At 57.6% G+C, this 23,334-nt stretch carries 19 protein-coding genes; 9 read left to right on the top strand and 10 right to left on the bottom strand.

The features are described from left to right. Positions 1-111 precede the first annotated feature (111 nt). Together CFN46_RS14945 and CFN46_RS14940 are read right to left on the bottom strand one after the other, a co-directional pair. Complete coding sequence (locus tag CFN46_RS14945; protein WP_088743973.1) at positions 112-1,731, bottom strand: BCCT family transporter; 1,620 nt, start codon at positions 1,729-1,731, stop codon at positions 112-114. A gap of 363 nt (positions 1,732-2,094) precedes the next feature. Further along, entirely contained in the window at positions 2,095-3,012 is a 918-nt protein-coding gene (locus CFN46_RS14940; RefSeq protein ID WP_088743972.1) for a LysR family transcriptional regulator, read from the bottom strand. 98 nt (positions 3,013-3,110) lie between these two features. Here CFN46_RS14940 and CFN46_RS14935 point away from each other — a divergent pair, with 98 nt between their 5' ends. The 5 genes from CFN46_RS14935 (at position 3,111) to CFN46_RS14915 (ending at position 9,310) form a co-directional block, all read left to right on the top strand. Beyond that, positions 3,111-4,016, top strand: a complete 906-nt coding sequence (locus CFN46_RS14935; RefSeq protein ID WP_347882031.1) for a phytanoyl-CoA dioxygenase family protein — start codon at positions 3,111-3,113, stop codon at positions 4,014-4,016. Between the two features lie 86 nt (positions 4,017-4,102). Continuing rightward, positions 4,103-5,350 carry a Xaa-Pro peptidase family protein gene (locus CFN46_RS14930; RefSeq protein ID WP_088743971.1) on the top strand — a complete coding sequence of 416 codons (1,248 nt, stop codon included), beginning with the start codon at positions 4,103-4,105 and terminating at the stop codon, positions 5,348-5,350. 213 nt (positions 5,351-5,563) lie between these two features. Beyond that, positions 5,564-6,493, top strand: a complete 930-nt coding sequence (locus CFN46_RS14925) for a LysR substrate-binding domain-containing protein (protein ID WP_088743970.1) — start codon at positions 5,564-5,566, stop codon at positions 6,491-6,493. Positions 6,494-6,808: 315 nt separating this feature from the next. After that, the gene (locus CFN46_RS14920) at positions 6,809-7,768 is read left to right on the top strand and encodes an NAD(P)-dependent oxidoreductase (protein WP_088743969.1); all 960 of its coding nucleotides are present in this window, start codon (positions 6,809-6,811) and stop codon (positions 7,766-7,768) included. 108 nt (positions 7,769-7,876) lie between these two features. Then, the gene (locus CFN46_RS14915; RefSeq protein WP_088743968.1) at positions 7,877-9,310 is read left to right on the top strand and encodes an aldehyde dehydrogenase family protein; all 1,434 of its coding nucleotides are present in this window, start codon (positions 7,877-7,879) and stop codon (positions 9,308-9,310) included. 226 nt (positions 9,311-9,536) lie between these two features. Here the strand turns inward: CFN46_RS14915 and CFN46_RS14910 are convergent, their stop codons facing one another. The 5 genes from CFN46_RS14910 to CFN46_RS14890 form a co-directional block, all read right to left on the bottom strand. After that, complete coding sequence (locus CFN46_RS14910) at positions 9,537-10,295, bottom strand: IclR family transcriptional regulator (protein WP_088743967.1); 759 nt, start codon at positions 10,293-10,295, stop codon at positions 9,537-9,539. 251 nt (positions 10,296-10,546) lie between these two features. Beyond that, entirely contained in the window at positions 10,547-12,181 is a 1,635-nt protein-coding gene (locus CFN46_RS14905; RefSeq protein ID WP_088743966.1) for a GMC family oxidoreductase, read from the bottom strand. A gap of 5 nt (positions 12,182-12,186) precedes the next feature. After that, a complete protein-coding gene (locus CFN46_RS14900) occupies positions 12,187-13,422 on the bottom strand; it encodes a mandelate racemase/muconate lactonizing enzyme family protein (RefSeq protein ID WP_088743965.1) in 1,236 nt (411 codons plus the stop codon). A 177-nt stretch (positions 13,423-13,599) separates the two neighbouring features. Beyond that, a complete protein-coding gene (gene aldA / locus CFN46_RS14895) occupies positions 13,600-15,024 on the bottom strand; it encodes an aldehyde dehydrogenase (RefSeq protein ID WP_088743964.1) in 1,425 nt (474 codons plus the stop codon). A gap of 304 nt (positions 15,025-15,328) precedes the next feature. Beyond that, a complete protein-coding gene (locus tag CFN46_RS14890; RefSeq protein ID WP_088743963.1) occupies positions 15,329-15,844 on the bottom strand; it encodes a lactoylglutathione lyase family protein in 516 nt (171 codons plus the stop codon). Between the two features lie 227 nt (positions 15,845-16,071). On the opposite strand from CFN46_RS14890, the gene CFN46_RS14885 reads away from it, so the two are divergent. Beyond that, positions 16,072-16,965 carry a LysR family transcriptional regulator gene (locus tag CFN46_RS14885; protein WP_088743962.1) on the top strand — a complete coding sequence of 298 codons (894 nt, stop codon included), beginning with the start codon at positions 16,072-16,074 and terminating at the stop codon, positions 16,963-16,965. Next, complete coding sequence (locus tag CFN46_RS14880) at positions 16,962-17,360, top strand: hypothetical protein (protein WP_088743961.1); 399 nt, start codon at positions 16,962-16,964, stop codon at positions 17,358-17,360. Before CFN46_RS14885 ends, CFN46_RS14880 begins: the two co-directional genes overlap by 4 nt. Positions 17,361-17,463: 103 nt before the next feature. Here CFN46_RS14880 and CFN46_RS14875 read toward each other — a convergent pair whose 3' ends face one another. The 3 genes from CFN46_RS14875 to CFN46_RS14865 all read right to left on the bottom strand — a co-directional run bounded on the left by CFN46_RS14875 (position 17,464) and on the right by CFN46_RS14865 (position 20,330). Beyond that, entirely contained in the window at positions 17,464-18,432 is a 969-nt protein-coding gene (locus tag CFN46_RS14875) for a LysR substrate-binding domain-containing protein (RefSeq protein WP_088743960.1), read from the bottom strand. 159 nt (positions 18,433-18,591) lie between these two features. Then, positions 18,592-19,191 (bottom strand): HD domain-containing protein, encoded by a 600-nt coding sequence (locus tag CFN46_RS14870; RefSeq protein WP_088743959.1) that lies wholly within the window; start codon positions 19,189-19,191, stop codon positions 18,592-18,594. Beyond that, positions 19,191-20,330, bottom strand: a complete 1,140-nt coding sequence (locus tag CFN46_RS14865) for a TauD/TfdA family dioxygenase (RefSeq protein ID WP_176426497.1) — start codon at positions 20,328-20,330, stop codon at positions 19,191-19,193. The genes CFN46_RS14870 and CFN46_RS14865 overlap by 1 nt, the downstream gene beginning before the upstream one ends. Before the next feature lie 543 nt (positions 20,331-20,873). Here CFN46_RS14865 and CFN46_RS14860 point away from each other — a divergent pair. Next, positions 20,874-22,655 carry a transporter gene (locus CFN46_RS14860; protein ID WP_088743957.1) on the top strand — a complete coding sequence of 594 codons (1,782 nt, stop codon included), beginning with the start codon at positions 20,874-20,876 and terminating at the stop codon, positions 22,653-22,655. 70 nt (positions 22,656-22,725) lie between these two features. Beyond that, entirely contained in the window at positions 22,726-23,316 is a 591-nt protein-coding gene (locus tag CFN46_RS14855; protein WP_217897838.1) for an acyltransferase, read from the top strand. Positions 23,317-23,334 lie beyond the last annotated feature (18 nt).

Raw genomic sequence — 23,334 nt, 5'->3', positions numbered from 1 at the left:
TTCTTTGCGTCTGGTAGTGCGCATCCTAGCGGATGCTCCCATCGGCGGCGATCAATCTTCATGCGTGTGTTGAGTCGCGGCCAAGTGGGACATTGAGATGTCGTGACACCCCTAACTCTTGTTGCCGGGGTTACGCTGAGTCTCCCAACGCTGATGCGCTTCTGATGAGTAGCTGCGTGATGGTGTGTGCTCTAGGCCAATCTTGGCAGTACCAATCGAGACAAGGCGCAGTAGCGATGCCGTTGCTGCGATGACAATGAATAGCGCAGGTACGCCACCCAGATTGGAGAGCATCTTGATGCCATCAATGCCAACAAAGGCGGTCATTATCCAGGCAACGGCACCAATGGTCGCGCCCCAGATAATCTTCATTATCAGACGGCTCCTGGTGTTTTCATCGATATCACCTGCCATGGCAGCCTGACTTTCCGTGCTGCATAGCTGGCTGATGGCTTCAGTGTTGGAATCGGCTGCTGTCACGAAGGACAGGAAGGCGATCAACAGGAAGACAATGCTGGTCAATGTGCTGAACGGCAGCTCATCGAACAATGCATAGATGACCGAGCCGGCCCCTGAGTCGTTCAACAGCTGGTAGAGAGAACCCCCAGTATCCATGTCGATCTTTATGGTAGTCCCACTGAAGACACTGACATAGACGATCGAGAACAATGACGGCGCGATCAAGTTGATCAGCATGAACTGACGAACGGTATAGCCACGTGCAATTTTGCCTAGGAACAATGCGGAAATCGGTGCCCATGCCATCCAGTTGGCCCAGTAGAAGATGCTCCAACTCTTGGGCCAAGGATCACCGTCAAAGGCACCGGTAAACAGACTCTTCTGCATGAAGTTATTGAAATATTCCCCCGCAGCTTCAGTGCCATACCCGAGAACGGTCTGCGTTGGACCGCAGACGAAGACAAAGGCCAGGAAGAGGAAGAATGCCTTGGCATTGATGGCGGATAAGCGAGCAATACCCTTTTGCAAACCACTGGCCGCAGACGCTGTAAAGCAGCCCACGATAGCCAGTGTCACTATCCCTAGCATCAATGGGCCTGTGCCCGTGCCCAGAAAACGATCTATCCCGGCAGCCAATGTCATGGCGCCAGTGCCAAGTGATGATGCCATTCCGCATACCAGCGCAAACAAGGCGAGTGCATCCAATGCACGCCCCTTGCGGCCAATCAACTTGTTACCCAGCAGTGGGACAAACAGTGTTCCGAGTGAGAAGGGTTTACCCAGGTTGTAATGCATCAGAGCGAACAGCAGCGCGGGTACGGTATAGATGGCATATGGCGTGAAAGACCAGTGCAAGAACATGGTCGAGAGTGCAAAGCGCGCTGTTTCAGGCGAGTTGGGGATCAGCTCGAGTGAGTTCGGCGGAGTATGTAGATGATAGAGCGGCTCAGCGGTGGACCAGAACATGATACCGACAGCCAGTGTCGTGCACAGAGTAATGGAGAACCAACGCCAAGGCGTCAGAATGCGGGTAGCAGTCTCGCCCCCGATACGCGTTCTACCGAGCGGTGAAAGGTAGGTGATCAAGCAGGTGACCACCATGATGAGAGAGGTTATCGAGAATAACCAGCCAAGCTTGTCGAGCACGAGAGTATTGAGTGCAGTAGTGGTAGCAAGAAACCCTTCGAGATCGACCAGGCTGGCAATTACAGAGATTAGCAACAGGATAAAAGGTGGCCAAAAGACCATTGGGCGAACAGAGGATCCAAACATACTAGCTCCCATAAATTTTTGTGAGGCCGCGGATCCTAACCTATAAATTATTGTTTTGTTAGCATTGTCTACACTCGAATTCAAGGGTATAACGCACGCGTATAGAAGATGAGTCAGCGTAATATTGGCAATGAAAAATTTTGCCCAGGACAAGAAGGCCGTGCCAGAAATGGCGCGGCCTTCTTGTCCTGGGCACGTGCAGTCAGCAAAGGTTAACAAGAACGTGCCACTCGCCCATCCCTGCCGTTCGTCGGGCTCTTCCGCGCATCAAAACTTGTTGCGCGTCATTCAGGCTGTGATGCCTGTTAACGCTGATGCTCTTCTGTCGAGTTAAGCAGGAAGGCCCGATTGGGCGCGCTCTACTTAGCGGAGGAGTGGGGACGTACTCAGCAAGTCGCGAATCATGTCAGCACAGGTATCAAATATCGGGTGAGTCAGACTGGGAGAGCGGTGTAACTCGATCTCGGCGGTAGGTAGTTCTGGCAATCCCTCCTCCGCGCCCAGTTCATACCAGTTATCCGGCAAAGAGCGACGGTCTGCCACAGTGATGGTATGCCCCTGATTGACGATGACCCTCAACCCGCTGGGACTCTGGCTGGTGGAATCGATACGCCAACCACGCTCGGCTCGCGTCAAGGCAGACAGGGCTCGTTCACGGTAGATGCAGTGTTCGGGAAATAGTGCCAATGGCAGCGGAGCGCAGGGGTCCAGCACGAAGCGTTGATGCGCCGCCCACACCACAGGCTCGCGAGACAGCAACTCCCCCTGGCGTTGTTGGTTGTGACTGACCGCGATGACCAGATCCAGCTGACCGGCATCGAGCTGTTCCAGCAGTTCCGTGGACATCCGGCAGTGGATGTGTGGCCGGACCTGGGGATGACGCTCACTGATCTGTGCCAATAGCTGCGGCAGCCAGGTGGTGGCGTAGTCCTCCGGCAAGCCGAGGCGCAACGTGATCGGTTGATCGTTTTCACCGAGGGCAGCCACGGCTTCACGTTGCAATTGCAGGATGCGGCGTGCGTAGCGAAGAAACGTTCGGCCGGCATCGGTCAATTCCATATGACGACTGGTGCGTATCAGCAGTCGGTAGCCGAGTCGTTCCTCGAGAGTGCTGATGCGCAGACTGACGGTGGACTGGGTACGGTGCAGATGGCGTGACGCCTGAGTGAAGCTCCCGCTGTCGGCGACGGTCACGAATGCCAGCAGCAGATCCGTATCCAGCGATGGCAAGGGGCGAGGGGCGTCTGTGCTTGATGTATCGGGTTTTCCGATGGATTTCATTGGAATGACTCGTTTCTCAAATGCATGGATTCTGGCCAGCATAGTGCCTGACCCACGAGCTGTCTTGTCCCCCAGCCCCACGACGTGAGGATACCTCCGTGACTGACCTGACTTCCGCGATGCCCCCGCCATTGGCCGATGCCGAGACCGTCGATCTCTCCGCGTTGGTCGATACCGAGCGTTACCCCCTGCATGACCCCCGATCTCCAGCGCTTGAGGCCGCGATCGCCAAGGCGCGTGAAGATCTCGAACGTGAGGGTTGCGCCGTATTGAGAGGATTTCTGCGTCCGGAGCGTCTTGCGCAGATGCAAGCGGAAACGGCTCGTCTCGCCGAGTGCGCGTTCTTCAACACTCGCGAGGTGAATGCCTATTTCACGGCCGATGACGACCGCTTGCCCCACCAGGATCCGCGTCGCCTGTTCATGACCCGCACCAGTGGCTTCGTGACGCGCGACATGATTCCTGCCGATAGCCTGATGCAGCGGCTGTACGTCTCGCAGGCCATGAAGCAACTGGTGTCGGCCTGTCTTGGGCGCGAGCGGGTGTACGAGTATGCCGACCCCTTTGCCGGGCTCGTGCTCAACGTGCTGCCAGAGGGAACCGAGCAACCCTGGCACTACGACACCAACGAATTCATCGTCACCATGATGACCCAACGGCCCGAGAGTGGTGGACAGTTCGAGTATTGTCCCGGCATCCGCACCCCCAACGATGAACACTACGCTGCCGTGGGCGAAGTGATCCGGGGAGAGTCGCGTGAAGCGGTGAAGACCCTGAGTCTCAACCCGGGGGATCTGCAGTTGTTCAAGGGGCGGTTCAGTCTGCACCGCGTCACGCAGGTGTCGGGTGAGGTTCCCCGACTGACGGCGATCTTCGCGTATTCCGAAACGCCGGGAGTGGTGGGGCGGCTGGAACGCACGCGCCAGCTGTATGGGCGCGTCTCGGAGCAGCACATTCTGGCGGAAGCTCGATACGTCCAGCGCGCCGATGGTCTGCTCGACTGATCGATGTCCGGTATTCCCGTGACGCCTTCTCAACTTGCATGCGCCTTTCGGGCGCTTGATCGAACACTCCCCACAGGGCATCCCACATGAAAATGGACCTGACGGCGATGGGCATCCTCGCTCCGACCCATGTACTGGAAGACTGCGAACCGACGTCGGAAGAGATTGCGCAGATCCAATGTGACCGACTCGCGCGTGTTCGCCAGGAGCTGGCCCGACGCGATATCACGGCGGCAGTCCTGTTCGACCCGGCACACGTCCGCTATGCCACCGGGTCCCGCAACATGCAGGTGTACAGTTCGCGCAATCCCGCTCGCTACGTATTCGTCCCCGCCGCAGGGCCGGTCGTGTTGTTCGAGTTCTCGGGGTGCGAACACCTGGCCAGCCATCTACCGACCGTGGACGAGATTCGCCCGGCCAAGGCCATTTCCTATTACTTCAACGAGAAGAATACACAAGCCGTCACCAGAGCCTGGGCGGATGACATCATCGATCTGGTGCGTCAGTGCGGCGGAGGCGAGCGGATCGCCATCGAAAGCGCGACCGCGGAAGCCGCTTTCATGCTCGAGCAGCGAGGCTATCAGGTGCTGGATGCTCAGGAGCCTCTTGAGCAGGCGCGAGCCTTCAAGGTACCCAACGAGATAAAGATGATTCGCTCCTCGCTGAGAGCGGTCGAGGAGGGAGTGCGCAAACTGGAGGCCTCCATACGGCCTGGGGTCACCGAGAATCACGTCTGGTCCCGACTGCATCAGCACATCATCGAGACAGACGCCGACTTCATCGAGACACGCCTCATGAATTCCGGGCCGCGCACCAATCCCTGGTTCCAGGAATGTTCCGACCGGATCATCCAGGCGGGAGAACTGGTCGCGCTGGATACCGACGTGGTCGGGCGTTACGGGTACTACGCGGATTTCTCGAGAACCTTCCTGTGTGGCACGGGTGAGGCCAGCGCCGAGCAGAAATCGCTCTATCGCATGGCGTATGACCAGATCCAGACCAACATGGAAAATCTCAAGCCGGGGGTCAGCTTCAAGGAGTACGCCGAACGTGCCTGGCGAATCCCTCCCGCTTACCGCGCGCGTCGTTACTTTGCCCTGGCGCATGGTGTCGGAATGAACGGCGAGTACCCCTACATCGTTCATCGTGAGGATATCGACGATAAGGGCTACGATGGCATTCTCAAGCCTGGCATGACGCTTTGCATCGAGAGCTATATCGGTCACGAGAGTGGCGGTGAGGGAGTCAAGCTCGAAGAGCAGCTGTACATCCGTGATGATGGCCAAGTGGAATTGCTATCAGATTATCCCTTCGATGAGCGCTTGCTGGGGTAGGAGAGCTTGAGCGGCTGGCGTCCAAGGGACACAGTATTACGAGGGATCGCGGCTTTGGTATCATCAAGGGCAATTACGCGGGTGACAGTCACCCGTTCTTGTCATTGTCTTTTGGCAGGTGGTTGGTAGTGGGATCGGATGGATGAGTGTTGCTTGTCATTCACGTGAATCATCCCTGCTTGCCAGCCTTTTCGCCCCTCGTGAGTGTTCTCCATGCCGACCCCTCTACCACTGCAGAAACTTCCCCCCTTGAGTTCACTGAAAGGGTTCGAAGCCACCGCCAGATTGCTGAGCCTCCGGGCGGCGGCCGAGGAGCTACATCTGACGCACCCGGCCATCGCCAACCAGATCCAGCGACTTGAAGAGAGCCTGGATGTGAAGCTGTTTGCCCGTGAAGGACGTCATGTCGTACTGACTGCCGCTGGCGAGCGTTTCTATCCGGTGGTGCGCGAAGCCCTAGCGGGTCTGGTGCAAGGGGCCGAGTCGCTTCGCCAGATGCAGCACTCCCAACCGCTGACGATTCAGGTGTACGTGACGACCTCGATTCGCTGGTTGGCACCTCGACTGTCCCATTTCCAGGCATCGCATCCCGAAATCGAGCTAAAACTGACTACCTGCAGCATCGACTGGGAGTTCGATGAGGCCAATGCCGATGTGGGTATCATCTTCCAGGAAGCGCCGCTGGCGGAGCATCTGCATTGGCAACCGTTGTTTGAATCTCGCCTGTTTCCGGTGTGCAGCCCGCAGATGCTGGATGGTGAACCCGGCCCTCTGGCCCCTGAGGCACTGCGCACCTTGCCGTTGATCGGGGTATATACCGAAGGATGGAACTGGGATAGCTGGTTCGAGATGCTGGAGCTGGGTCCATGTCCGACACGCAATTGCATCGTGGTCGATACGCTGGCGGTAGCACTTGAGATGGCCCTGCGCGGGGAGGGCGTGGCGTTGGTCAATGGGCCCTTCGCTGATACTGATCTCACCAGCGGCCGACTGGTCAATCCGACTGGGCAGGTGATCAGCGGGCGTGGTGAATGGGGAGCGGTGTGTCATCGCGAGTTGGAACAGGACGCGCGCGTCGCGACCCTGCTGAACTGGCTGCGAATCCAGAGTCAGTCCAGCAGTGAACATGCTGCAACCACGTGATATCGACGGTTTGATTTGATGACGTGAGATACGACAACGCCACCTTCGGGTGGCGTTCGTGTTTATGGCGTTCGTGTTTATGGCGTACATGAATCTGGTGTTCTGGCTGGCGTGGCACATTACAAGACATCGTGACTCACAAAAATTGTTACCAATCGCCAAATTCTTATGAATTGTTGGCAAGCAGGGCGGCCAGTAGGGTGAGCCCCAAGATGACATGGGCCACGGCGGAAGGGATTCACCTCTGGCGCAGGCAGTCATGTGTAGTACACCAGATAGTCAGCAAGCAATCAGCAACAGCAAAGAGGGCAGTACATGAAAGTCGGATTCATCGGTCTCGGTAACGTGGGTGGCAAGCTGGCAGGTAGTCTGCTGCGTAATGGACACAACGTCACCGTGCGTGACCTTGACCCGGAAACCGCCAAGCCTTTCCTCGAGCAGGGCGCCAAATGGGCTGACTCCTCCAAGGCACTCGCTGAAGCCAACGACATGATCATCACCTGCCTGCCGTCACCGGCTGCCTGTAGCGCCGTGATGGAAAGCGATGACGGCATCATTGCCGGCCTGTGCGAAGGCAAGATCTGGCTCGAGATGAGCACCACCGATGACAGCGAACTGCGTCGCATCGCGGACAAGGTGCTGGCCACTGGCGCCAAGGCACTGGAAGCACCGGTCTCTGGGGGCTGCCACCGCGCTGCCACCGGTAACATCTCCATCTTCGTCGGTGGTGACCGTGAGTCCTTCGAGCAGGTATTGCCGGTGCTGACCAACCTGGGTCGTCGTGTCCTGCACACCGGCGAGCTGGGTACCGCCTCCGTCCTCAAGGTGATGACCAACTATCTGGCCACCGCCAACCTGTGCGCCGTGGCTGAAGCCCTGACCGTCTGCAAGAAGGCAGGTCTGGACATGAATACCACCTACGAGGCAATCAAGATCTCCTCAGGTAATTCCTTTGTCCACGAGACAGAGTCCCAGGTGATTCTGAACGGTAGCCGCAACATCAGCTTCACCATGGATTTGGTGCTCAAGGATGTCGGCCTGTTCGATACCCTGGCCAAGAATCTGGAGGTGCCGCTGGAAATCTCCCCGATGCTGATGGACATCTTCCGTGATGGCCAGGAACGTTTCGGCCCGCGTGAATGGTCGTCCAACATCATTCGTCGCCTCGAGGAATCTGCTGATGTCCGGGTGCTTGGCACCGGCTTCCCGGCAGAGCTGACCGATGACGAGCCGGAAGAAATCGGCTACGAAGTCAAGGTCACCGGTCGCCACTAAGCGACTCAGACTGCCCCGGAGTGCCACGCATGTGGACTCCGGGGCAGTCGCGTTTGAGAAACATCATCAGGGATAGTCTTCACTCCCACCAGAATCGAGAGGTTTGGCATGCAACATCACGACAACTTCTACATCAATGGACAGTGGCAGGCCCCCACCGGCAGTGAGCGGATGGATGTGATCAATCCGGCTACCGGTGAGCTGTGTGCAAGCGTTCCACGTGCCGGTGAACAGGATGTAGAGGCTGCCATCATGGCAGCGCGTCAGGCGCTGCCAGCCTGGTCGATGACGTCTGCGCAAGAACGTCATGATCTGATGATGGCTGCTGCCGATGAAATGCAGCGACGTTTCCAGGAACTCTGCGACGTGCAGGTCATGACCATGGGGTGCCCAGTGCAGCTCGTGGGTGCCATGCATGTCGAAGGTCCCATTGAAGGCATGCGCTACTACGCCGAGCGTGCCTTCCGTATGGAAGAAGATGAGCGCAAGGGCGATGTCACCCTGATGCGGGAGCCCATCGGCGTGTGTTCGCTGATCAATCCGTGGAATTATCCGCTGCATCAGTTGATCGGCAAGCTGGCCCCGGCGCTGGCGGCCGGCTGTACCGTGATTGCCAAGCCGGCGGAGCAGACGCCGCTGCAGGACTTCATCATGGCCGAGATCTTCGAGAAGGTCGGTCTGCCTGCTGGTGTCTTCAATGTGGTGACAGGCGAAGGCAGCGAGATCGGCCCGGTGATGTCCGGTCATCCGCAGGTGGACATGGTGTCCTTTACCGGCTCGACAGCGGCAGGCAGCAAGGTGGCGGAAAGTGCGGCACCGACCATCAAGCGCGTCTGCCAGGAACTGGGTGGCAAGTCACCGCTGTTGGTGACGGAAGATGCTGACATGGCTGCGGCGGTGCGCATGGGTGTCGAGAACATCATGGCCAACACCGGTCAGACCTGCGATGCCTTCACGCGCCTGCTAGTGCCGCGCTCACGTATTGAAGAGGTCACTCGACTGGCCGTCGAGATCGCGGGTGAGCAGGTGGTCGGTGATCCGACGGATCCGGCGACCACCATGGGGCCGCTGGTGTCCCAGCTTCAGCGCGAGCGAGTACTGCACCTGGTGCAGCGCGCCATCGATGACGGCGTCGAGTTGGCACTCGGCGGTGTCGAGGCACCGGAAGGTCTGGATAAAGGCTGTTATGTGCGCCCGACCATCTTCACCAATGTCAGCAATGAGCAGGAAATCGCGCGCGAAGAAATCTTCGGGCCGGTACTGTGCATCCTGCCCTACGATACTCTGGAGCAGGGCATCGCGATCGCCAACGATAGCGTCTATGGTCTGTCATCCGCCGTCTATGCCCGTGACGCCGAGGCAGCCCTGCCGATCGCACGTTGCATGCAGGCAGGACAGTGCTATATGCAGGGCGCTGAGTTCTCCTTCGACGCACCGTTCGGTGGCTACAAGCGTTCCGGGAATGGCCGTGAGTGGGGCGATGAGGGACTGGCTGAGTATGTGGAAGTGAAAGCGCTGCTCGGAGCACCGGCGCTGTCCTGATACTCAGTTGCTACGCCATCCTCTGAAACGCAGTACGCCCACCTCCCGATCATATCAAGAGGTGGGCGTACTGCGTTTTGCGTTTCAGGCTGCCTGGTAGGCGATGGAGACTCGCCACCAGTCTTCAGAAAAACACACACGATCGCGATCGAAAACAGCCCTGTGAAAAAACAGGTATATATAGTGGCAAGACTTTGTGCAGTGCAGCATGAAATGCTGCCGATCATCAAATGATGCGTGAAGAGAGCTGACGCGCCGCCTGTACCAGGTGTTTGGAATAGGCGCGGGCTTCTTGCGGGTTCAGCCAGTCACTGCTGATCACGGCGCTGATGGCGGCAATCGGCTCATTGCGCAGATTGAGGACAGGGGCAGCGATACAGCTCAGCTGACCCTCGGCTTCACCGCTGGAGACGGCGTATCCCAGGCGTTGGGCACGTTTCAGCTCGCTGTCCACGTCTTCACGACTCTCTGCAAGGCCAGGATTGATACGTGTCGCCGCGTCTAGATACAGGCTGCGTGAGTTTTCAGGGCGCATGGCGAGAATCGCCTTGCCTGCCGCGGATTCATGCTGCGGCATGGTCTTGCCGATATAGAGGTTGTAGCTACCACTACCGGAGGCATCGACCTTCGAGATCACCACCACCTGATCGCCAATGGGAATGCACAGGAAGATCGAGCGATGAATCTCGTTCTTCAAGATTTCGGCGATGGGATAGAAGACGGGAATCAGGCTCTGCTTGTTGTAGATCGTCGAGGAAATCTGGAAGATCCGCGAGCCGATGCAGTATGACTTCTTGCGCCCCGGGTCATTGGCCACCAACTGGTGATGCAGCAGAGCGTTGATCACCCGGTGCCCTGTCGCAGGGGAAATGCCGGTCGCTTCACAGATCTCCGATAGCGTCAGCGGGTAGGAGGCTGCCGCAAGGAGATCAAGGATCAGGACGCTATGATCGACAGCGGGCGCCTTGGTTTTCTCGAGATTCATGAACGCGCAGTGACTCCAGAACGCGGATGCAGGCACTCATTGGCCTTCGCCTCGTGAGGGCAAGGCATGGCACCGTGAAAACGGCACTCAGCCGAGACAGATGACTGCCTCGGCTGAGTGCCGGAGGATATGGCTGGCCGATAGAATACCAGATGCACAGTCTCTCAGCTGAGAGGCGTCATCAGGACCGCGCCTGACATCAGGCGCTGCCTCGGCTTCAAGTCCACTTTAAAGCCAAGACAGGCCAGGCCTCAAGCTCGGCTGGCGTGATCGGCGAGCACCAGGTCTGCGCCTTTCTCCGCCACCATCATTACCGGCGCATTCAGATTGCCGGAGGTGATGTTAGGGAAGATGGAGGCATCGATCACGCGCAAGCCCGTGACGCCATGCACCTTGAGGCGACTGTCGACCACCGCACTTTCCTTGTCCGGCCCCATCGCGCAGGAACCGCACAGGTGATAGATGGAGCCACCCTCAGCACGGAAGTACTCCAGCATGCTCTGCTCGTCATGCACGCGCTCAGCGGGCGCGACTTCACACTCGGTCACGGCCTGTAATGCCGGTGCGCCCATCATCTTGCGTATCAGTCGCGAGCCCTGAATTACCTCATCGATATCCTTTTGGGTGCTGAGGTAATTCGGGCGAATCACCGCAGGCACCGCAGGGTCAGACGAGGCCAGGGAAATGCTGCCACGGCTGGTCGGCCGGCAGGAATTGAAGGCCAGCAGGAAGCCGGAGTAAGGCTCCGGTACCAGTTTGGCTTTCGGATCATTGGGAATCTGATACGACATCGGGTTGAAGTAGAGCTGAAGGTTCGGCTCCGTCTCTTCGTCACGTCCGCGGAAGAAGCCCCCCGCTTGATTGACGCTCATCCCCAGGGGACCACTGCGGTTCACCAGATACTGGAGTCCCGCCTTGGCTTGTCCCCAGAAAGAGGAAAAGTCATCGTTGAGCGTGGTGCGATTGGCGCGGTAATAGTAGCTGGTACACAGATGATCCTGCAGGTTCTGGCCCACGGCAGGGAGGTGTACCTTTGAGGCGATACCGTGCTCCGCAAGCTGCTCTGTATCACCTATGCCGGAGAGCTGAAGCAGCTTGGGTGAATCTACCGCACCGGCGCACACGATGACTTCGCGGCGTGCCGTGACGTTCACTATCTCATCAGCGACACGATACTCGACACCTGTGGCATGCGATGTCTCGTTCGGGCCTTCTTCCAGCAGTACGCGCTCTACCTGCGAGACGTGCTTGAGCGTCAGGTTGCCACGCGACAGTGCCGGTTTGAGGTAGGCGGTATTGCTGGAATCGCGCTGACCCTTGCGAATGTTGGCTTCATAGATGCCGGCACCCTCGAAGGTGGCGCCATTGAAGTCTTCATTGAGCGTGTATCCCAGCTGACGGGCACCTTCAAGCCAGGACTGACAGATGGGGTGCGCGCCGTGCTTGAGCGGCGTGATCCCGATCAATCCCTTGCTTGAGTGATACTCGGTGTCGCCGGCAGGATGACATTCCAGACGCTTGAAGTAGGGCAGCACGTCCTTGAATGACCAGCCTTCGTTGCCGGCACTTACCCAGTCATCAAAGTCCGATGCCTGGCCACGTACATAGATCATGGCATTGATGGAGCCGGACCCACCCTGCACCTTGCCGCGCGGGGTGTAGATCTTGCGACCGCCCAGCGCGGTTTCACTGTCGCTGTAATACATGTAATTGTAGGTCGGGTTGTAGTAAGTCTTGGCAAACCCGACCGGCACCTTGATCCACGGTGAGAGGTCCTTCCCCCCCGCTTCCAGCAGCAGCACGGTGTGACGCCCATCTTCACTGAGTCGGTTGGCGAGGATACACCCCGCCGATCCGGCGCCCACGATGACGAAATCGTATTCCATCGCCTTTATGCCTCCGGCTGGAGTTTCCAATCTGACCCTGACTGTTCCTTCACGTCATACGGACGTGGGTCCATGCTCAGGTGCAATGCGCGACTGGTATAGGGGGAGTTGGCATGCACGACGTCCATGTTCAGCTCGACACCCAGTCCCGGCTTGTCGGACGGAATGATGTAGCCATCACGCCACTCGATCTTTTCCTGCAGCACATCGGCGTGGAAGCCATCCCAGGTGCCGATGCTTTCCTGAATCAGGAAGTTGGGCGTCGCGGTTGCCAGCTGAATGCTGGCAGCAGCACCGACCGGGCCGTTATAGAGGTGAGGGGCGATCTGGGCGTAGTAGACCTCGGCCAGTGCCGCGATCTTCTTGCCTTCCAGAATGCCGCCGACACGCCCCAGATTCATCTGCAGAATCGAAGCCGCATTGTGCTTGAGCACATCATGGAATTCGTACTTGGTGGTCAGACGCTCACCGGTGGCCACTGGAATGGAGGTGTGATCTGCCACACGTGCCATGGCCTCGCTCTGTCCCGGCGGCACGGGTTCTTCCAGCCACAGCGGATCATACGGTTCAAGGTACTTGGCGAGACGAATGGCGGACGCCGGTGTCATCTGGCCGTGGGTGCCGAACAGCAGGTCGCAGCTGTTGCCGACCGCTTCACGGATACGGCGACAGAAGGTGGCGCTCTTGTCCATGCCTTCCAATGACAGCATCTGGCCGGAATAGGCGGTGTACGGGCCAGCTGGATCGAACTTCAGCGCGGTGAAGCCCTTGGCCTTGTTCTCAAGCGCACACTCGACGGCCAGTTCGACATTGTCGTAGTCGTAATTGCCGCGTGCATCCTTCGGATACAAGTAGGTATAGGAGCGCAGCTTGTCGTGAATCTTGCCGCCAATCAGCTCATAGACCGGCAGACCTGCGTCTTTTCCGACGATGTCCCAGCAGGCCATTTCCAGGCCGCTGAGCACACCCATCATGGTCAGATCCGGGCGCTGGGTGAAGCCGCTGGAGAAGGCTTCACGGTACAGGCGTTCGATGTGATGCGGATCCTTGCCTTCCAGATAGCGTGAGAAGACATCCGCGATGGCCTTGCTCATCACTTCCGGGTGGAAGGTGGCGGCATAGACTTCACCGACCCCCTCGATGCCGCAGGCAGTCCGCAGCTGAACGAAGATCCAATACATGCCGCCTACGTGGGGCGGCGGAGTGGCAACGATGTGTGTTTCGCAACTGACGACTTTCATGGTGGCAGGCCTTTAAGTGGTCACTGGCTATACAGAAGTGACTGACTGAGGAGTGAGTCGAGCAGCACAGGATCCGCGCTGTCGTGGCTTATCATCAGCAGGAAGTAGGAGGTGATGGACTGAAAAATGCCCTCGGGATAACCAGTATCTCGAGGGCACATGGCGCGGGGAGCGCGATCAGTAGTTCATGACGACCAGGCGGGTCTGGGTGTAGTCCAGCATGCCGTGCTTGCCGTCATCGCCGCCAAGACCGGAGCGTTTCCAGCCGGCGTGATAGCCCTGATACGGGTCTGCTGGAGTGCGGTTGATATAGACCTCACCCGCTTCAATGTTGTTGGCGACCTTCATGGCAGTGCGATAGTTCTCGGTGAATACCACGGATGCCAGGCCGAACTGGTGATCGTTGGCCAGCTCAAGCGCTTCATCGATATCGCGATAGGACAGCACCGGCAGAACAGGACCGAAGATCTCTTCCTGCACTATCTCCATGTCCTGGCGGCAGCCAGTCAGCAGGGTCGGCGGATAGAAGTGACCTTTGCCCTCGGGGGTGTAACCGCCGACGTCAAGCGTGGCGCCGTCATCAATCGCGCGTTCGACCATCTGGTGAATGTTCAGACGGGAGTTCTCGTTGATCAACGGCCCCATGAGGCTTGCATCTTCCAGACGGTTGCCGAACGCGTAGCCTTCCATCTGCTGTTTCAGCAGGCCGACGAACTTCTCGTAGATAGACTCATGCACATAGACGCGCTCGATGGCGGTACACAGCTGACCACAGTTGGTCAGAGTGGAGGCCACGATCTGCTGGGCGGCCTTCTCGAGATCAGCGTCCGGCTCGACGATGGCCGGTGACTTGCCGCCCAGTTCCAGCGAGGACTTGGCGATGTTGACCTGGGAGTACTCCAGCACCTTGCGACCTGCGCCGACGCTACCCGTCAGGGTGATCATGCCGACTTTCGGGTGTGTGCATACCGCTTCGGCAGTGCCGTGATCCATCGCCATGATATTGACGATACCGGCCGGAATACCGGAATCCTGCACGGCCTTGGCAATCTCGAAGGCGGAGCTGGGCGTGTTGTTGCTGGGACGCACGACCACGGCGTTGCCGGTGATCAGCGCGGGAGCAATCTTGCGCAGCAAGGTGAAGACCGGATAGTTGAACGGAATCAGGCAGGCAACGACACCGATCGGCTCGCGTTGCAGCAGTAGACTCTCGTTGGGGGTGTCGCTGGGGACGATCTCGCCCTCGATACGGCGTGCCCACTCGGCGTGGTAGCGCGTGATATCGGCTGCGTAGACGGCTTCATTGGTGGCGTCTTCCAGGCTCTTGCCGGATTCATCTGCCAATGCCTGGCCGATGGCATCCTTGCGGGCCATCAGGGCGTCGGCAAGCTTGTGCATATAGCCGGCACGCTCGGTGCTGGTCATGACGCGCCAGGCTTTCTGGGCCTTGGCGGCGATGGCAACCGCTTCAAGAGCTTCTTCAGTGGTGGCTGCCTGTACCTGGCCCACCAATGCTTCGGTGGCCGGGTTGTAGACCGAAATCATCGCGCCTTGGCCGGAGTTGACGAATTCGTTGTTGATGAAGTTCTTGTCGGTGCGCATGAATCACTCCTCATGAATTTGCCTACAGGCTAGGGAGTGAAGTGATGAGTGTCAAATTGATTTTCACATATAGAACTATTATTCCACATATGGAATATTGTGCGAATGAGTCTTATATGTCGTGACGATATGCCCGGCGAGTCGTTCCTGAAACGCAGCACGCCCCCTCGACATGAGATCGAGAGGGCGTGCTGAGAGAGGTTGCCGAAAGGCGCTGGTGAGAGATGTTATCGCGAGATCATCGTCTCTCGCCTGACATCTGCTGACGACGTTATCAGTTCATACGCTATCAGTTCGTACGACATCAGTTTGCGTAAGCGCCTGCGGCATAGGTCATTTCATAGCTGTGGCTATACACCTCGAGGATATTGCCGAACGGATCTTCCATGTAGACCATGCGGAACGGCTTCTCGCCCGGGAAGTACTCGCGTACCGGCATGCGCTGCTTGCCGCCGGCCGCCACGATGCGCTCGGCCAGGCCTTCGACATCCGGGTCCTGGACGCAGAAGTGGAAGATGCCGGTCTTCCAGTATTCGAAGTTGTTTTCCGGCGTCTCATGATTCGGGAATTCGAAGATCTCGACCCCGATACGGTCGCCAGTGGACAGGTGGGCGATGCGGAAGCTGCCCCAGCCCGGGCCGAAGACATCGCTGCACATCACGCCGATGGCGGAATCATCTTCGGTGATGGTGGTGGGTTCCATCACCACATACCAGCCGAGGACTTCGGTGTAGAACTTGACGGCTGCTTCCACATCACCGACTGACAGGCCGATGTGCGAGAAGGTACGCGGATACGGAGTGTTATTTTCGTTGCTCATGACTCACCTCATTCACGGGTTCGAGTGGTGGCTCGGCCACGCTGTCGAGAAAGCCTCGAAGGTGTGTTGCGTGACGTTAAGCGTATCTTGAGTGCCGAGAGCAATAATGAAAACAACCATGCTATTATGATGTTGATAAGAGTTGCTTATGGTTGTCGGCCTCAAGTCAACAGGCTCGGGTCATCAGTCTCAGTCCACCGGCCCTTGTCCGCTCAGGAGATCCCGATATGCTTCAGCCACAATGGCTGCGTACCTTTCGCGCGCTGGTCACTACAGGCAACTTCACGCGCACGGCGGAGCAGCTCGACCTCACGCAGGCGGCGGTCAGCCAGCACATCCAGCATCTGGAAAAGCGCCTGGGAAGATTGTTCATTCGTCAGCCCAGACAGCTGGAGCTGACCCCCGCCGGGCATGCCTTGCTGGATTACGCTCGCGAGCTCGAGACTGCCGACCAGCGCCTGACTCAGCGCTTGGCGGGCAATGAAGATAGTCAGGGCGATATACGCCTGATCACGCCGGGCAGTATCGGACTTGCGCTGTATCCGCGTCTGCTGGCGCTGCAAGAGGCGTCACCGGGACTCAATATCCATCATCGATTTGCCCCGACGCGAGAGGTGGTGGACGCCGTGCTGGAGACGCGCTTCGAGCTGGGGATCGTCACGCTGAAACCGGATGATCCGCGCTTGAGCGTGACTGAGCTCGCGCATGAGCCATTGGAGCTGGTGGTGCCCGCCGGCATCGAGATCACCTGCTGGCAAGATCTCGTCGAGCTGGGTTTCATCAATCATCCCGACGGCTTGGACATGGCGGCGCGCCTGCTCAGTCGTCGTTTTCCCGGCAATGCGGGCGTCAGTACTCTGCCGCAAAAGGGCTCCACCAATCAGATCGGACTGATTCTGGCGCCGGTGGCGCGGGGGCTGGGATTCAGCGTCGTGCCGCGTCATGCACGTCAGGCCTTTGCTGATCAGCAGGCTATTCATGTGGTGCCTGCTCCAAGCGCTGAAGCAGAAGTGATCGATACGCTTTGGCTACTCTCACGTGCTGAATGGCCGCTTTCGGCCCGAGCAGAGCGCGCACTGGCCTACTTACGTCAATCGTTGAGCAATGAGGAGAGGACATGATACGTCTCGGTCTGATACTGGGCGCCAGCCTCCTTGCGCTGTCCGCGAGTGCAGATTCACTAACGGGAACCGGCGATAATTTTGGTGGTGGCTATCGTGTGGATGCACAGCACAACCTGACGGGGACCGGTCATGATAGCGGGCATGATTTCCGCTCGGACGGACGTGGAGGCGTCGAGGGAAGCGGCAAGAATGCGGGGCGCGGATACCGCTCGGACGGTCGTGAGGGATTCATAGGTACCGGCAAGAACTTCGGCAGTGGCTATCGCTCTGATGGCAAGGGTGGATTGATCGGCACCGGAGACAACTTCGGACGCGGCTATCGCTCTGATGGCGAGGGTGGGCTCATCGGCACTGGGGACAATTTCGGCCGTGGCTACCGTCGAAGCCCCTGACCCTTGACCTCTGATCCCTGAGACAAGAGCGACAGGAACGACACTTTGTCTGTGAAAAAAGCGTCTAGGCGAGCATATCTGGAAAGTGTGCCAGCAGGGGTTATCAGTCTGCTGGCACACGCTCCAGTCCGGCAAACTCGTGTGTCAGCCATTGGGAGATAGGGGCGATCACCGCACTATTGGGGTGACGTACACACATACGATAGCCGTAACGGTCTCGCGAGATATGCGGCGTCAATGCGACCAGTGAGCCATTGTCGAGCATGTCCTGAATGACGTGGCTCCAGCCCAACGCGACGCCCTGGTGATTGAGAGCAGCGTTGAGCGTCAGTGGGAAGTTATTGTAGGGAAAGGCTTTATCCAGGCGCGGTACGGGCAGCTGGGCATGGCGGCACCAGTTCGACCAGTCAAGCCAGCGTGCGTCGCGCATGTCCAGATGCAGCAGCGTGATACGCGACAGCGCCTCGGCATCCAGGCCGTTTTCCAGTCCGTGCCGGTGGGCATATTCCGGTGAGCAGACTGGGAAGGCGCGTTCCTGCACGACCAGAATATCGCGCTGTTCGCCCTGTAATGGCGGCCCAAAGCGAATGGCGATATCAGCCAGCTGCATCTCCGGTGCTTCATCACGATCAATCGGCAACAGTTTGAAGGTGCAGTCGGGGAAGGCTTTTTCGAGCCGCTCCAGGCGTGGCCGCAACCAGACATGCATGAAGCCCGCGCCGGCCGCGATGGTGATGAGTGGCACGCGCTTGTGTGCCTGGCGCCGCACTTCCTTGACGGCACCACAGATGCCGGCAAGATGGGGAGCTAGCTCTGCATGCAATGCCTCGCCGCAGGCATTCAGTTCAAGCCGTCCGCCTCGACGATCAAACAGGGGATGACCGAGATGCTCCTCAAGCGCGCGAATGCGCTGGGAGATTGTCGGTTGGATGGTCTCGAGCTCAGTGGCTGCTGCCGTCATCGACCCTAGCCTGACGGTCACGTCAAAGGCGACCAGTCCTCGCAGTGAGGGCAGGTCATCCGACGCGCCAAGCGTCTCGTCAGGGGTTGGGGGTGTCTTGCGGGCAGGCACGGGCGTCCTCGTTGCGCATCCGGGACGGCGGCCAATGCCCGGAGATGAATATGAAAGTGCCGCCTACCGAGAGGGTAGGCGGCACTTATACGCGACGAGGCGATATTCATCAATCGGCGGTGTCGCAATGACGATACCGATCAAGCACAGGGGGATGTCTTATACCGGGCTGTCGAAACCGCCTTTGGGCTCCTCGCCGATCACTGCCGGATCGAAGGGCTTGCGCGCAAAGACGCGGCGCAGGGCCGGTTCGAAGTGCTCCAGTGACGGTGTCGGGTAGTCCGGATCAAAGGCCGCCTGATCATAGCGCTCACAGAAATCGACACATTTCTCAAACCACGGATGATCCTTGTAGATGTCGCGTTCGTTACGGTCTTCGCCATAGAAATGGCCGTAGTAGAACTTCTGGAACAGCCCATGGTGATGGACGATCCAGGTCACCTCGGCACGCACGTACGGACGAATGATGGAAGCTGCCAGCTGCGAGTGATTGTAGGGGGCCAGCTCATCACCGAGATCGTGAATCAGGGTGGCCACGACCAGATCATCATCGGCGCCATCGGCTTCGGCGCGCGCGGCAGACTGCAGCGAGTGCTCCAGACGGCTGACCTTGTAACCGCTCAGGCCATCGTCGAGCTTGCGCAAGGCAAGCAGAAGGCGTTCTACCAACCCTTCATTGAACTGGTCTTCAAGACGCTCGAGCAACGCATAGTCTTCTGCGGTGCCGTCCTTCATCTGGGTGAATGAAACCTGATCCATTACGCCATTTCCTCACGGTTTTCTTGTTGTGCCTGCTGCTGACGCTGACGCATCAGAGTGGTGGCGAAACGTTCACGCGGACCATCACCGTGCATATAGCAGCCCTGCAGGTGGCGATGCCCCTCATTGGTGTCGAACGCCGTACGGCCATGCAGCACGCGGGTATTGTCGAACATCATCAGCTCTCCGGACTCGAGCTGGAAGCGAATCTCATTGTCAGGATGCTGGAACAGCTGCCCCAGTCGCTGGCGTGCCTGATGGTACTGGCGAGTATTTTCCAGCGACATGTGGGGCAGGCTGTCCAAGCGTGGACTGTAGTTGACGCCAATCGGCTCACCATCGCCATTTTCGCGAATGACGCAGCGGCGGGTCGTCAGCTCAGTGCCATCATCCAGGAAGCGGAAGCCCACCGGGGTGGTGCGCAGCAGTTCATAGCCCTGCGGCATCTCCTGCTTGAGTTGCTTGAGCGCATTCAGACTATCGACCAGCGTGGAGAGACCGCCAGTTGTTTCGTTGACCAGGCAATGCAGCATCTGGATGCCCGGCACCGGATCACGATACGGATTATCGGTGTGCGGTCCTAGAGCCACGCTACGGTACGCCAGATCGTTGCCGGCCGGGCGCGAATACACCTCGAAGTAGCTGCCGAAGTTGGTGTCCTTCACGTAACCGAAATGACCTGCGACTTCCAGGATGCGCTTGGGATCGGTTGGTACATTGGTGACGACGATGTAGCCAAAGCGCAGGTAGGCCTTCAATGCCTGCTGGAAGTCCTCGTTGTTGCCCATCTTCTCCCAGTCGACGCGCTGCGCCTGCTGATCGATGCTCGCATCCCAGCTCTCGGCCTTGGGAAACGGCGTGATGCCCTGCAGCTCATGCGCCAGCAGGGTGAGGTCATACACCTCGCAATGCCCGTCACTAAAGGTGAATTCCATATGCGTGTCATCGACACTCTGCGCGGCAGTCAATGCAATGTTGACGTCAATCGCATGCGAATCAAATAGGCGCTGAGTCGTCACTTCGTCGAGCTGCTCAGGATCCTGAGTACGTTCACGTAACCACAGTGGGCTGATGGGTTCGAGACCCTCATCTGTCACTAGATTCAGGGTGAGTGGTGACTCTGTCAGGGATAAGGACATGTTGGGTCTCTCCATAAGCTCAGGGCAATTGATGAGCATTATGCGAGTGACAGCTAAGACTTAAGTAGAGGGCGTCAGTTATGGGAGGGTATGCATTTTTCGCATGTAGAGATATCTCCTCCCTGTTTTTGATAGGGCAATTCGTCGTATTACCGCGGTCATGAACCCGCGATCCCACTGATGCCGGCGGTATGAGACTTAACGCTAATGTTCTCTTTTTATTAAATTTTTATCGATATAAATCAATTGCTTGCAGGTATCTTGTTGGCATTCATATTATCGATCAGATGCCCGTCAGGACCAGAGTTAGCAAAACTTCATATAAAGTGATTTTCATATACCGATTAAGAATTAAAACGATGTTTCATCTTTTAGCTCCTGCTGATAGCTTCAATAAAACGGTGTTTCATTCCGGTTGGCCAAGGAGGGTCGTGACGGAATTCGAGGGTATGACAAGAAGAGGCAGGAGTTTGAGAGCAGACATTCTAACGCTGGGCTCTCTATCAGCACGCCATACGCCATATAAATATAAAGAGGCACATAATGAACATCGATATACTGATTGTTATAGTATATTTTATTTTCCTAATGTTGCTGGGCTGGCTATACCGCTCCGCATCCAAATCTACCAATGAGTATTTCCGTGGCGGCGGTCGAATGCCATGGTGGATGGTAGGTGCCACTGCATTCATGATGTCGCTCAGTGCCATGACCTTTACTGGCCTCATGGGCAAGGCTCTGACAGGGGGGATATCCATTGCTGTCGTTTTTGTCGCCAATGCGACGGGCTATTTCATCAACTATCTCTTCTTTGCTGCCAAAGCACGGCAGATGCGCGTCGTTAGCCCGATTCAAGGGATACGACTGCGATTTGGGCGCGTCAATGAGCAAGTCTTTACATGGGCCAACGTTCCGCTGAATGTCATGCAGGCGGCTATCTGGTTGAATGGTTTGTCAGTCTTCGTGAGTGCGGTGTTGGATATCCCTATTGCGCAAACTGTTGCCGGGGCAGGTTTCGTAGTGCTGTTCATGTCGTTGGTCGGAGGCAGTTGGGCAGTCATCGCCTCAGATTTTCTGCAGATGGTACTCCTTACGGTCATGACATTTGTGGCGTCGATCGTCGCTATCGTCAAATCCGGAGGTATCGACAATCTGCTGAGTAAAGGCCTGCCGGAGCATGCATTCCTCGGTGATGGCTACAGCTACGGTTATCTCTTTGTCGGCTGGTTCATCTGTATTTTCGTCAAGCAGTTCTTCAGCACCAATAACATGATCGATTCCTACCGCTATGTGGCAGCAAAAGATACCAAGCATGCGCGCAAGGCGGCCTTGCTCGCCTGTGGTTTGACGCTGTTCGGCACCTGTGTCTGGTTCCTGCCGGCCTGGTATGTGGCTGGTAATTATCCTGACCCGGCAAGCTGGGGCCTGGCAGACCTTGGCAGCAACCAGGCAGACGCGGCCTATTACATCTTCGTCAGACGTGAACTGCCGCTCGGCATGGTGGGCCTGATGCTATCGGCGATGTTTGCCGCCACGATGTCCTCGATGGACTCCGCGCTCAACCGTAATGCCGGGATACTCGTCAAGAGCGTGTACGAGCCTTACTTCTGCAAGGATGGCGATGAGAAGAAGTTGATGCTGGCAGGCAAGATCTTCACTGCCATGTTCGGGTTGATCGTGATCGGCGCGGGGCTATTCTTGACCACCTTGCAGGAATTCGGGCTGTTCGACGCGATGATGCTGGTGGGTACTCTGGTGGGCTTCCCGCTCCTGATTCCGGCTATCCTGTGCTTCTTCATTCGCAAGACACCGGACTGGGCCGGTTGGGGCACCATTCTGGTGGGGATGTGCGTGTCGGCGATCATTGCCTTTGGCGTCACGCCGGAGATGGTGCAGTCCGTGATGGGCATGGCGCAGCCGATGGAAGGGCGCGAGTTTGCCGAGCTGAAATCCGTCACCCTGGGTGTCGGTGGACACCTTCTGATCACGCTGCCGTTCTTCCTGCTCACGACGCTGTTCTACAAGGCGCCATCAGCGGAGCGTGCCGCGGAGATTGCCGAGTTCTTCGACAATGTCAGTACACCGGTCATTTCCAAAGACACGCCTGAGACACTTGAGCAGGATCGTCAGCCGTACCTGCTGCTAGGCAAGTTGCTGATGGCCTCCGCCTTCGGGGTACTGCTGCTGGTACTGGTGCCCAACGACATGACGGGGCGTCTCATCTTCGTCAGCATCGCGGTGATTCTCGGGGCGCTTGGCTTCCTCATGAATCGCATCGGTCAGGCCAAGGAACATGACGTGAGTTATCAGACGTCTCACTCATGAGTCCCGCTCACAAGTCATCGTAGTGCCCAAACATCACATATAAGAGAGGGGAGCGATCCTCTCTCTTTATGTGATGCTGAGTTTTTTAGAGGATTTTACGGTTCAGTCAGGAGGCGACATGTCTGTTCAGTCAAAGCACGGTGGTACGTTAAGCGAGGAAGAATTCGAGAAATTCACTCTCTATTTACACGCGAGCAATAATCGTGAGGATGATCAGGAAAGAGCCCGTATCTTGGGCTTTACCCATGAGGGAGTTCGTATTGCCCCCGGTGCCATTGTCAGGCCAAACGACAAGGCGAATATCCACGCGCATGTGTATATAGGCTTGCACGCTTACATCAATGGCGATGTGACCATTCATTCGCAGGTGCTGATCGGCCCACATGTCTCGATTGTTGCCTCCAATCATCAATATTCGCCCCAAGATGATTGTTTCAGTGCGCGCTCTGATGAGGTGAAAGGCCGCGTCGTCATTGAGCATGGTGCCTGGCTGACGTCAGGCGTCGTCGTGACCCCTGGATGTACGCTCGGACGCTGCAGCCTTGTCTGCGCCAATTCAGTCGTGACTACCGATGTATCTGCGTACGCCATCGTTGCTGGCAGCCCCGCACGTCAGATCGGCAGGATTGATCGTGATACGGGTGAATATCATTGGGGCTAGTGCCTTTGGCATCAGGAG

This window comes from Cobetia sp. QF-1 (genome assembly GCF_002213105.1).
Classification (GTDB): domain Bacteria; phylum Pseudomonadota; class Gammaproteobacteria; order Pseudomonadales; family Halomonadaceae; genus Cobetia; species Cobetia crustatorum.
The sequence above is the reverse complement of the archived record's forward strand: the minus strand, read 5'-3'. Positions and strand labels throughout refer to the sequence as shown.

What these genes read in the sequence shown, in the direction of transcription:
- CFN46_RS14860 (WP_088743957.1), top strand. Translation starts at nt 20,874, where the DNA reads ATGAACATCGATATACTGATTGTTATAGTATATTTTATTTTCCTAATG.
- CFN46_RS14880 (WP_088743961.1), top strand. Translation starts at nt 16,962, where the DNA reads ATGATACGTCTCGGTCTGATACTGGGCGCCAGCCTCCTTGCGCTGTCC.
- CFN46_RS14885 (WP_088743962.1), top strand. Translation starts at nt 16,072, where the DNA reads ATGCTTCAGCCACAATGGCTGCGTACCTTTCGCGCGCTGGTCACTACA.
- CFN46_RS14945 (WP_088743973.1), bottom strand. Translation starts at nt 1,731, where the DNA reads ATGTTTGGATCCTCTGTTCGCCCAATGGTCTTTTGGCCACCTTTTATC.
- aldA (WP_088743964.1), bottom strand. Translation starts at nt 15,024, where the DNA reads ATGCGCACCGACAAGAACTTCATCAACAACGAATTCGTCAACTCCGGC.
- CFN46_RS14870 (WP_088743959.1), bottom strand. Translation starts at nt 19,191, where the DNA reads ATGGATCAGGTTTCATTCACCCAGATGAAGGACGGCACCGCAGAAGAC.
- CFN46_RS14890 (WP_088743963.1), bottom strand. Translation starts at nt 15,844, where the DNA reads ATGAGCAACGAAAATAACACTCCGTATCCGCGTACCTTCTCGCACATC.
- CFN46_RS14940 (WP_088743972.1), bottom strand. Translation starts at nt 3,012, where the DNA reads ATGAAATCCATCGGAAAACCCGATACATCAAGCACAGACGCCCCTCGC.
- CFN46_RS14865 (WP_176426497.1), bottom strand. Translation starts at nt 20,330, where the DNA reads ATGTCCTTATCCCTGACAGAGTCACCACTCACCCTGAATCTAGTGACA.
- CFN46_RS14930 (WP_088743971.1), top strand. Translation starts at nt 4,103, where the DNA reads ATGAAAATGGACCTGACGGCGATGGGCATCCTCGCTCCGACCCATGTA.
- CFN46_RS14920 (WP_088743969.1), top strand. Translation starts at nt 6,809, where the DNA reads ATGAAAGTCGGATTCATCGGTCTCGGTAACGTGGGTGGCAAGCTGGCA.
- CFN46_RS14900 (WP_088743965.1), bottom strand. Translation starts at nt 13,422, where the DNA reads ATGAAAGTCGTCAGTTGCGAAACACACATCGTTGCCACTCCGCCGCCC.
- CFN46_RS14915 (WP_088743968.1), top strand. Translation starts at nt 7,877, where the DNA reads ATGCAACATCACGACAACTTCTACATCAATGGACAGTGGCAGGCCCCC.
- CFN46_RS14905 (WP_088743966.1), bottom strand. Translation starts at nt 12,181, where the DNA reads ATGGAATACGATTTCGTCATCGTGGGCGCCGGATCGGCGGGGTGTATC.
- CFN46_RS14910 (WP_088743967.1), bottom strand. Translation starts at nt 10,295, where the DNA reads ATGAATCTCGAGAAAACCAAGGCGCCCGCTGTCGATCATAGCGTCCTG.
- CFN46_RS14925 (WP_088743970.1), top strand. Translation starts at nt 5,564, where the DNA reads ATGCCGACCCCTCTACCACTGCAGAAACTTCCCCCCTTGAGTTCACTG.